Source organism: Candidatus Cloacimonadota bacterium (genome assembly GCA_021734245.1).
GTDB lineage: Bacteria > Cloacimonadota > Cloacimonadia > Cloacimonadales > TCS61 > B137-G9.
In genome coordinates this window covers 1-9,494 of record JAIPJH010000105.1, presented here as the reverse complement: position 1 = coordinate 9,494, position 9,494 = coordinate 1, and the positions used below count along the sequence as shown (strand labels likewise).

General features: G+C 38.0%; 11 protein-coding genes. 3 read left to right on the top strand and 8 right to left on the bottom strand.

Annotated elements, in window-relative coordinates; all coding sequences use genetic code 11:
- Positions 1-865: 865 nt before the first annotated feature.
- A complete protein-coding gene (locus K9N40_12095; GenBank protein ID MCF7815210.1) occupies positions 866-1,156 on the top strand; it encodes a hypothetical protein in 291 nt (96 codons plus the stop codon).
- A 3-nt stretch (positions 1,157-1,159) separates the two neighbouring features.
- Here the strand turns inward: K9N40_12095 and tsaE are convergent, their stop codons facing one another.
- The 8 genes from tsaE to K9N40_12055 all read right to left on the bottom strand — a co-directional run bounded on the left by tsaE (position 1,160) and on the right by K9N40_12055 (position 7,278).
- The gene (gene tsaE / locus K9N40_12090) at positions 1,160-1,567 is read right to left on the bottom strand and encodes a tRNA (adenosine(37)-N6)-threonylcarbamoyltransferase complex ATPase subunit type 1 TsaE (protein MCF7815209.1); all 408 of its coding nucleotides are present in this window, start codon (positions 1,565-1,567) and stop codon (positions 1,160-1,162) included.
- A 106-nt stretch (positions 1,568-1,673) separates the two neighbouring features.
- Positions 1,674-3,227 carry a response regulator gene (locus tag K9N40_12085; GenBank protein ID MCF7815208.1) on the bottom strand — a complete coding sequence of 518 codons (1,554 nt, stop codon included), beginning with the start codon at positions 3,225-3,227 and terminating at the stop codon, positions 1,674-1,676.
- Between the two features lie 199 nt (positions 3,228-3,426).
- Entirely contained in the window at positions 3,427-4,035 is a 609-nt protein-coding gene (locus tag K9N40_12080) for a hypothetical protein (GenBank protein MCF7815207.1), read from the bottom strand.
- A gap of 17 nt (positions 4,036-4,052) precedes the next feature.
- A complete protein-coding gene (gene panB / locus K9N40_12075; GenBank protein MCF7815206.1) occupies positions 4,053-4,856 on the bottom strand; it encodes a 3-methyl-2-oxobutanoate hydroxymethyltransferase in 804 nt (267 codons plus the stop codon).
- 8 nt (positions 4,857-4,864) lie between these two features.
- Entirely contained in the window at positions 4,865-5,077 is a 213-nt protein-coding gene (locus tag K9N40_12070) for a DUF2905 domain-containing protein (protein MCF7815205.1), read from the bottom strand.
- On the bottom strand, positions 5,074-5,613 hold the full coding sequence (locus K9N40_12065) for an epoxyqueuosine reductase QueH (GenBank protein MCF7815204.1): 540 nt from the start codon (positions 5,611-5,613) through the stop codon (positions 5,074-5,076). The genes K9N40_12070 and K9N40_12065 overlap by 4 nt, the downstream gene beginning before the upstream one ends.
- Before the next feature lie 48 nt (positions 5,614-5,661).
- Positions 5,662-6,120, bottom strand: a complete 459-nt coding sequence (locus K9N40_12060) for a hypothetical protein (GenBank protein MCF7815203.1) — start codon at positions 6,118-6,120, stop codon at positions 5,662-5,664.
- A 12-nt stretch (positions 6,121-6,132) separates the two neighbouring features.
- Positions 6,133-7,278, bottom strand: coding sequence for an acyl-CoA dehydrogenase family protein (locus K9N40_12055; GenBank protein ID MCF7815202.1), 1,146 nt, complete (start codon positions 7,276-7,278; stop codon positions 6,133-6,135).
- Between the two features lie 793 nt (positions 7,279-8,071).
- Here K9N40_12055 and K9N40_12050 point away from each other — a divergent pair.
- Positions 8,072-8,425: a hypothetical protein gene (locus K9N40_12050; protein ID MCF7815201.1), complete on the top strand. Its 354-nt coding sequence runs from the start codon at positions 8,072-8,074 to the stop codon at positions 8,423-8,425.
- Position 8,426: 1 nt separating this feature from the next.
- On the top strand, positions 8,427-9,197 hold the full coding sequence (locus K9N40_12045; GenBank protein MCF7815200.1) for a DUF898 domain-containing protein: 771 nt from the start codon (positions 8,427-8,429) through the stop codon (positions 9,195-9,197).
- Positions 9,198-9,494 lie beyond the last annotated feature (297 nt).

Here is a 9,494-nt window from a genome sequence, read left to right as displayed (position 1 = left end):
GGCAACGGCTCCGGCTGAAAACCTCCGGAGCCATGCCGGCAAGTCTGTTCTTGGACAATGCCTAAAAAAATCCATTAACGCAACTGCTTGTAAAGCAGTTCTTTAAAAACACATATGGTCATTTGATACTATTTCAGCATTATCATTTTCTTAGTTGCAGAAAATTCTCCAGCTTGCATATTGTAAAAATAAATTCCTGAAGATACTGTTTTACTGTTATCATCTTTTCCATTCCAAGTAATGGGATAATTTGCTGCTGATCGTGTTTTATGAAGAAGTGTTTTTACCTTCTCACCTATTTAAATTATAAATGTCAATTGAAGTAATAGCTTCTTTATGTAATGTATACTTAGTGTCGGCTGATGAATTGAAAGGATTTGGACTCATTTCTTCTTTTTTTATAAAGTGTCTCTCAATATTTCACGATAATTTTTCCACTTTCCTCTGAAGTAAAACACATTTAACATAATAATCCCCTTAGTAAACAAAAAGAGTATATTGCTAAATTCGTCTATAGAATCTGAAGATCGAATATTTATTTTCTGTACAGATTTGTTCTGCACAAATTCAGAAATAAATACAGAAAATCTTCACTTGGAAGAAGAAAAAATTTTAAATCCCGATGAAAGCTTCGAGGATTTCAAGTGCTTAAAATTATATCCCGTTGATAATGGCATAACTTATAATATCTGTATTTTAACGCTTATAACTTTCTTCTCTGAAATGATATAAGTTACTGATTCGTCTTGTACTGTATTTCAGCTTTATCAGTTAAGCAAAAGCAAAACTTTTTAAATTCATTGACACGAAATTCCCGACTTCAGTAAATGTTTAAAGTGAAAATAATTAAATTTTGGAGATAGATATGAATAAATTTCCTGATAAGAAAAAACAGAGCCCGATCGTAGTTGGATTGATCAACATGTTCTTTGATATGATCAAACATTTCTTCAAAGATTTTGAGAACATGAAAAAGGTAAAAAAGATCGATAATTTTGCTGATAAATTTTCCGGATTGGAGCACATGCTGATCCGCCTGGAGGACAAGATCCAGGAGAACCGTTACCAGATAGAAGACTTGAAAAACCGCCTCTTATGGGGCAATATTATTATCGTTGTATTGTTGGGAATTATTGTCTACGAGCTGGTAAAATAAATTTTAAAAATTTAGATAAACAATCCGGTTTGAACCTGAAAATTCAAACCGGATTTTTTTTGTGTTATCAGGCAGAATATCTTCTGCGATCTCTGCCCATTCAATTATAGTTATACATTCATCAAAAAGATCGAAAAGTCCCAGCTCCAGAAGTTCTTCTGCTGTACCCAATCTATAAAGATCAAGGTGACAAATGGGAAATTTTCCCCTATATTCATTCATCAGCACATAACTGGGACTGCTGACATTTTCTTTAACACCAAGATGATAGCATAATTTCTTAGTGAAAAAGGTTTTTCCAGCTCCCAGCGGACCGTAAAGCGCAATCACCTCTCCTAGTTGCAGCTTCTCAGCTATTTCTTTTGTCAGATTTTCTGTATCTTTTTCTGATTTTAGAATTACTTTTTTCATTTATTAATATATTTCTCACTGCTGATCTGATGTTCCCTATCTTACTTTTAAAAAAGAGGGAAAGCAGCCTGCCAGGGCGTAGCCTTGCGCGAAGAATGGGATGAGTTTATGATTTTGGTTTGCACACTGAAAGCGGCAGCAGCATCTCTTCCATGGAAATTCCGCCGTGCTGGAAAGTACCGTTGAACTGCTTCATATATTGATGGAAAGAATTGGGATAGACAAAATAGTAATCATCTTTAGCCAGCACATAATTCTCGATCATATTGCGGGATGGCAGGCCGTATTCTTCAGGCTCTTTTACGTAAAGTGCATGCTTGTCGTTGCAGGTAAGATTGCGACCTTGTTTATAACGAACCGTTGTCGTAGTTTCGCGATCACCCACAATTTGACTGGCACGATTTACACGGATCGAACCATGATCGGTGGTGATGACAACTGTTGCCCCCTGCTTCTGGATCTCTTTGAGTGCTTCATAAAAAGTTGAATGCAAAAACCAGTGTTTGGTAAAAGCGCGCAGAGCAGATTCGTCGGGAATAGTTTCTTTCAGAATCTGGCTTTTGGAACGGTGATGAGCCAGCAAATCCAGAAAGTTATAAACCAGCACGATCAATTTATCATTATCCCAGGTTTCGATTTTGCGAAGCACAAAATTTCCTTCATCGATAGTGAATACTTTCACATACTTGCTTTGCTCCAGATCGTAACCCAGATCTTTAATATGCGCTTCCAGAAGCTGATGTTCATTCCGGTTTCTACTATTATCAAGATCGGAAGAACCCACCCAGTATTCGGGGTAGCTTTCGGCAATATCGCTGGGCAGCATTCCACTGAAGATTGCATTCCTGGAATAGGGCGTAGCCGTTGGTAAAATGGAGTAATAAAGTTTCAGTTCAACATCGAACATCTCCTGCAGGAAAGGCTCGATGGCATAATACTGATCCAGTCTCATGCAGTCCAGAACGATTAAATAAACCGGTTTTTCTTCATTAAGATTTGGTATGATATGCTCCGAGATCACATCAAAGGAAAGGTCAGGACGATCATCAGTTTTCAGCCAATTTTTATAATTATTAACAACATAATTGCAGAATTCCGCATTGCAGTTCATCTTTTCCAGAAAATGAGTTTGGGTCAGAGCTGTATCGTTTACTTCGTCCAAAGCAAGGTCCCATTTGCACATATCGATATATATTTTGTACCACTCTTCCCAGCTGGGTTGAGCAAACAATCGCTGATTTAACTCGGCTGAAAAGTGGGAATATTCCTCTCCAATCTTATTGCGCCTGATCTCATCGGATTGGAATATCTTTTTTATCGCCATAATGATCTGGTTAGGATTAACAGGTTTGATCAGATAATCTGCGATCTGACCGGCGATAGCATCTTCCATGATGCCTTCTTCCTCGCTTTTGGTAACCATTATCACCGGAATCGCTGTATTGATCTTCTTGATTTCTCGTAAAGTAGTAAGACCGTCCATGCCCGGCATCATTTCGTCCAGCAGGATCAGATCGAATTTCTCCTTTACCGCCAGATCGATGGCATCTGAACCGTTGGAAACTGTCTGCACTTTAAAACCGCGATCGTTTAAAAAGATCACGAAAGGTTTGAGATGTTCTATCTCGTCGTCGACCCATAAAATTCTTAGTTGCTGCATAATGTGCTCCTTTTGATTTTTCTTTAGATAAATATGAAAATCAAGAGTTTTCTATCTGCTATCCTCCACTTTGTCTCCCTTGATAAGGGGGAATTAAAGGGGGCTAAAAATACACAAAACCCCACTTAGGCAACTGCCGCATCTCCCCTTCCAAATGGGAGCTTTATCACACTTCTCTTTTCAGTACAAAACCTGTAATCTACACTTCTCCGGTCTCTTCAAATTTTCGCTGTTTAAGGCGCACCTCATTTCTAATCTCTTCCAGATCGGCATCCTGAAAATAGAGAGCCAGTTTGAAATTCAATTCTTTTCGGCTGCAGTTGAAAAAAGTCACCATCTTTTCCACATACTGATCTATAAAGACATCTTTCAGGTTCTTTTCCTTTTCTTTTTTCTGCTCGCGCACTTCTTTGATCTCTTCTCTTAAATCAGTGGTGGGAAGTTCTTCCGCTTTTTTTATCCAGCTTTCAGTTTCTTCGTAGCTGGTATCTTTCAGCAGTGGTTTGATCATGTTCAGTTTATCCAGTCCGATATTTTTCACTGACATTTCGTCCACATCCAGCTCTTCGATGAAAAGTTCATAAGTTCCGATGAGACGATTGGCAAAACTGCTGCTGATATTAAACTCATTTTCCACGAATTCTTTAAAATTTTTAAAGCCTTTGAATTTGAAAAGTTTGGTGCGTTTGATCTCGGATAGAAGCTGTCCCAGAGTTACGAAATTATCTTCCAGGGTTTTCTTTAAATTATTCACAGCCATTATTTTATCTTCGGCTGTCATTTCGGTTGATTTAAATTCGTCGTACATATTTTTTTGTTTTTCCTTTATTTTATTGGTTTATAAACATGTTCTTCAGCAGGAAAGCTGCCTTTTTTAACATCACCATAATAGCTTTTTATACTTTCCGTTATGGTCTGGGAAAGTCTGGCATAAATCTTCAAAAACTTCGGTTCCAGATCAGACATTCCTAAAATATCGTGATAGACCAGAACCTGCCCGTCTGTGTAACGTCCAGCTCCGATGCCGATTGTGGGAATTTTCAGCATTTCGGAGATCTCTTTGCCCAGTTGTTCGGGAATACCTTCCAGAACCAACATGAACGCACCTGCATTCTGCACGGCCAGAGCCTGTTCTTTCAGAAGCTCAAAATCCTTTTGCTTCTTGCCCTGAATAGCATAACCGCCCAGAGCATGGATAGATTGAGGAGTAAGACCCAGATGAGCCACCACCGGAATTTCACAATCTCTAATTGCCCTGATCATTTCGATCCTGGCTAGAGTTCCGCCTTCCAGTTTTACAGCATTTGCTCCTGCTTCGATAATGAACCTGGCAGCATTTTTCTTGGTTTCTTCCAGATTTATGTGATAGGACATGAACGGCATATCTCCGGCAATAAACGTATTGGGAGCTCCTCTTCTGGTGGCCCTGGTATGATAGATCATATCGTCCATGGTTACCTGCAGAGTATCATGATATCCCTGAACAACCATGCCCAGGCTGTCTCCAACCAGGATGATATCAACTCCTGCCGCCTCGTTATATTTGGCAGAAGGATAATCATAGGCAGTAAGCATCACGATCTTCTGATTATCTTTTTTCATTTTAGCAAAGGTCTTCACACTGTTCATCTATACTCCTATTTTCGGAAAATCCTGATCAAAACATTGATTATCACACTTATTAAAATCAGAGTTGTAATGGGAAAATAAAACCGGAAATTCTCTTTTTCAATGCGAATATCTCCAGGCAGTTTTCCCAGATATTTTAACATGGGAGTAAACCGGATCAGAATACCCACCAATATCAAGATAACTCCAATAATAATTACAAGACTCGATAATTCTTTCATCTTCTGTTTTCCAGATAACGATCTCTTTCACTGTAAATACAGCCGCAATACTGCTGGCGATACATTTTTTTTTGTTTGGAAAGTTCTATTCCTTCCTTCCAAAACTTACGGAAATCCTGATAATAAAATGGAACACCGTACTCTTTTCCCAGAGCTTCGCCAATTTCTTTTATCAGTTCATGCTGTTGAAATTTGCTGTATAAAAGAGTGGTCGTGAAATGATCGAAGTTTCCCTTTTTGGCAACGATCGCCGCATATTTCAATCGTTCATAATAACAGCTGCGGCAGCGTTCACCTTCTCTAAAAGCAGCCTGGCGCAGGAATTTTTCCAGTTCATATTCATCTTTGATGATGAGGTCAATATTTTCTTCTTCGGCAAATTTCTGCAAAGTTTGCAGTCGTTTCTGATATTCCTGGTAGGGATGAATATTGTTGTTATACCAGAAGCCATGAATATCCCAGTCTTCCTCTTTCAAATGAAAATAAGGTGCTGCAAAACACGGTGCACAACAGATATGAACTAGTAACTTCTTCACAATTACCTTTCCTTGAATAAAATTTTACACATTTACAGCAGGCTCTTTTTACCAGTTTCCGGAAATTTGAAAACCATTTGCATCAACATTGCCATTTTTATCGAATACAGCAACAATCCTGGCATTATAGGTGTTATTCCAGTAATTTCCTTCTCCAAACAGTTTGGACGAGGCAATGATCTTGAGTCGATCATTGAAATACCACTCGATAAAATAATTAGCATCTTCTTCCAGAAGTTTAACAGCTCCTGGAGAGTTGGATGCCACATGATCGGAATCAACTGCTCCGGCCGGTGTAAAGCCGACAAAAGAACCTCCTCCACCACCTTGTACAGCCGGTGTTTTCCAATAAGCTATAGCCTGGAAAAGCAGATCGTTCATTCTGGAGATCATGATCTGACGATGACTACTGACAGCCTGCACATGCTGAATCTGCAATCCTGCCGCAATAGCAATGCCAATTATAATTACTGAAAGAACGATGAGGAGAAATTGCTGATTTCCCATTTATCGACTCTATTAAAATTCCTTAAGCAGATTGGAAGCAATTACCGATCTTTGAATTTGATTGGTTCCTTCGTAAATTTGAGTGATCTTGGCATCGCGCATCATTTTTTCTACCGGATATTCTTTCATGTAGCCATAGCCACCCAGAATTTGCACTGCATCGGTAGTAACTTTCATGGCCATATCGGAAGCAAAAAGTTTGCACATGGCAGATTCTTTGGCATAACGTTTAGCACCGGAATCGATAAGACGAGCAGTAGCATAAACCAGAGCACGGGCTGCTTCGATCTGGGTTGCCATATCGGCCAGCATGAACTGAACGCCTTGATTGGCTGAGATCGGCTTACCGAATTGATGACGTTCTTTGGAATATTTGGCTGCTTCTTCGTAAGCTCCCTGAGCAATTCCCACCGCCTGAGCTGCTACCATCGGGCGAGATTTATCCAGAGTTTTCATAGCTGTCATAAAACCGGTTCCTTCGCGTCCCACCAGGTTTTCCACCGGAACTTTTACATTATCGAAGATCAGCTCGCGAGTAGCTGAGCCGCGAATTCCCATTTTGTCTTCTTTCTTACCGAAAGAGAAACCTTCCATACCTTTTTCTACGATCAGACAGGAAGCACCTCGGGCACCTCTTGCTTTATCAGTCAGGGCAAAAACTGTGTAAATATCCGCTTCGCCACCATTGGTTATCCACTGTTTAGTTCCATTCAAGATATAATGATCACCGTCTATTACTGCTGTACATTCAACGCCGCCGGCATCCGATCCGGCATTGGCTTCGGTAAGAGCAAAAGCAGCCAGTTTTTCACCATTGGCAATAAGCGGCAGATATTTTTGTTTCTGCTCTTCACTGCCAGCGATCAGAACAGGATAGATTCCCAAGCCGGTTCCACCCAGGGAAAGGCCGATACCGCCGCAGACACGACTGAGCTCTTCAGTTATAATTGCAACATCCAGCACATTTCCGCTGATTCCATCATACTCTTCCGGAATGAGAACAGCAAACAGATCGGTCTGCTTGAAGACTTCTACGATTTCCCAGGGGAAAGCATCATCTTCATCATATTTTGCCCGCACAGGCTTGATCTTTTCTTCCGCTACCTGACGGGCAATTTCTTTTATTTCCAGTTGATCTTCTGTTAAGAAATAATCCATATCTCCTCCATCTATACTTTATTCACTTCTTTTACGCACAATTTTACGTCAAGCAAAACCAATAATCCATTGAAATTGCTAAACTTAATGAGCTGAGTTCATTTTTGACAGATTACTTTTTGCGTCAATGGAAAATGACGTATGTTGATCAATATGATTTTAAAATGTATAAATTTAAAGCATGGTAAAAATGTTTTTGCTCTATATAAAATCTTAGATAGTTTCAGCTTATTTTTGGTATTGATAATTTTAATTCTATAAGCTTTACTAATTTTTTGCATTTTGTCTTCAGCTTTATTTTAAAAAACTCTTTAATGCGTTGATTTTTGAGCCGCTAAACAACATACATGGTTAAACATTGTTAAATATACACATTAAGGAGTATTACACTTATTCTCATTCATTTTATTTAAACGTTCATTCACTGCTGTCCAGTTGGAGACAGTATAAAATCGTGAAGACGCAGATTATAAGTAGGTAAAATGGCATAAAAAATATTTTTCGATTTGAAATCGTAAATTAATTTTTAAGCAGCCGGGCAACGCAGTGAGCTATAAGCCTGATCTACAAAATAATTATTTTACTTCAGTTCTATATAGAGGAATTTAATAATTTATTTGACAATAATTTAGAATAAAAATTTATAAGGATGTGATTAAAATTCATTTAAAAAGGGTTAGGAAATTTGAAATTTGAACAGGAAAATGCAGCTAGTTTTTTGAAACGGTTCCTTTAAAATTCCTAAAGATTTAGTAAATATTGATTCATGAAGATTTAAAAAAGGAAAATCTTAATGATCGGCAAAACTAAAACTTTTTTCATTATTAATGGTCCCGTCTGGATTATTTTCTGTTTGGCTAACCTGATTTTTTATCTTTTCATATCAAATATTTTAGCTCAGGAATTATGGCTCAAAATTGGTTTGGGAATATTATGTTGGCAATTGATCTGCTCTGGCATAATGCTTTTGATCGATTATCCAAGAAAGCTCAAGATATTGATCAGATTGACCAGCAATTCCAATACTATCAAAAATTACCAGCGTTTTTTGCAGCCTTTAAGACAAACGATCTGTGGTATTTTTTTAGCCTGGGCTGTTAAATACAATATAAAAAGAGATCAGCACACAAATATAGAAGGGAGGTAAAATGCGAGGACAATTTCAGTTCCATGGCAAAGGGGGAGAGTTATTTTTAATTTTTCTTGTTAATTTGTTACTATCTGTAATCACACTGGGGATTTATATTCCCTGGGCAATCGTTAAAATCGTTAAATACATGGCTGGTAAAACAAGCTTGGACGGCATCGAATTCAGTTTTGAAGGAAGTGGTGGAGATTTGCTCAGTTTGTATCTGGTAAATTACATTCTAACAGCTATCACCTTGGGAATATATGGACCAATCGCAAATTTGAAAATCACCGAATATTATACGAAAAATCTGGTTTATAAAGGCAAGAATTTCCAATTTGACACTTCAAATTTATGTGATTTCTGGTGTTTGATATTTATTCAGGGAATTCTTTGTGCAATTACGCTTGGCATTTACACTCCCTGGGCTATGGTTAAGATCAGAAGAAATATTCTGGAAAGAACCAGTTATGATGGAGAAAAATTTGGTTTTACTGCAGAAGGAGGAGAGCTCTTCTCTTTGTATTTGATTCAGGGCATTTTGACCATAATCACCTTGGGAATTTATTCACCCTGGGCAGTTGCCAAAATTGCAAACTATATTATGAATAATACCACTTATGGTGAAAATGGTAAATTTGCACTCGAGTTAGAAGGTGGAGAGCTATTCAGTATAATAATTCTGCATGGCATAATCTTAACAGTTATCACACTTGGTATTTACTGTCCCTGGTATGTTGTCAAATTTACTGAATATGAATACAGTAAAATGCAGATTATTGATGCATAATACTAGATAAAATCAAAAAAGCAGCGATTTTCCGCTGCTTTTTTTTTATTTTGAGGTAACTTTTTGAGTATTACCAGAAGGAAACCATCTCGCAGAATTGTGTGTATCACTTCTTCAAATGGTATTGAGAATATTATTCTGCTATTTAAAAGACAAAGACTAGTGTCATGTCAAGCTTGACAAGTCGTAAGGGATGAGAATAATTGTCTCACAAAAGTGAGGTGATTATGATAAAGTACAGAGTGACGCTAAGCAAGGCAGAACATGAAGAACTTGAGACTATTGTTAGTAAAGGCA

Coding starts and splice junctions, on each gene's coding strand:
- K9N40_12050 (MCF7815201.1), top strand. CDS start 8,072: ATGATCGGCAAAACTAAAACTTTTTTCATTATTAATGGTCCCGTCTGG.
- K9N40_12085 (MCF7815208.1), bottom strand. CDS start 3,227: ATGCAGCAACTAAGAATTTTATGGGTCGACGACGAGATAGAACATCTC.
- K9N40_12045 (MCF7815200.1), top strand. CDS start 8,427: ATGCGAGGACAATTTCAGTTCCATGGCAAAGGGGGAGAGTTATTTTTA.
- K9N40_12070 (MCF7815205.1), bottom strand. CDS start 5,077: ATGAAAGAATTATCGAGTCTTGTAATTATTATTGGAGTTATCTTGATA.
- K9N40_12060 (MCF7815203.1), bottom strand. CDS start 6,120: ATGGGAAATCAGCAATTTCTCCTCATCGTTCTTTCAGTAATTATAATT.
- K9N40_12095 (MCF7815210.1), top strand. CDS start 866: ATGAATAAATTTCCTGATAAGAAAAAACAGAGCCCGATCGTAGTTGGA.
- panB (MCF7815206.1), bottom strand. CDS start 4,856: ATGAACAGTGTGAAGACCTTTGCTAAAATGAAAAAAGATAATCAGAAG.
- K9N40_12080 (MCF7815207.1), bottom strand. CDS start 4,035: ATGTACGACGAATTTAAATCAACCGAAATGACAGCCGAAGATAAAATA.
- tsaE (MCF7815209.1), bottom strand. CDS start 1,567: ATGAAAAAAGTAATTCTAAAATCAGAAAAAGATACAGAAAATCTGACA.
- K9N40_12055 (MCF7815202.1), bottom strand. CDS start 7,278: ATGGATTATTTCTTAACAGAAGATCAACTGGAAATAAAAGAAATTGCC.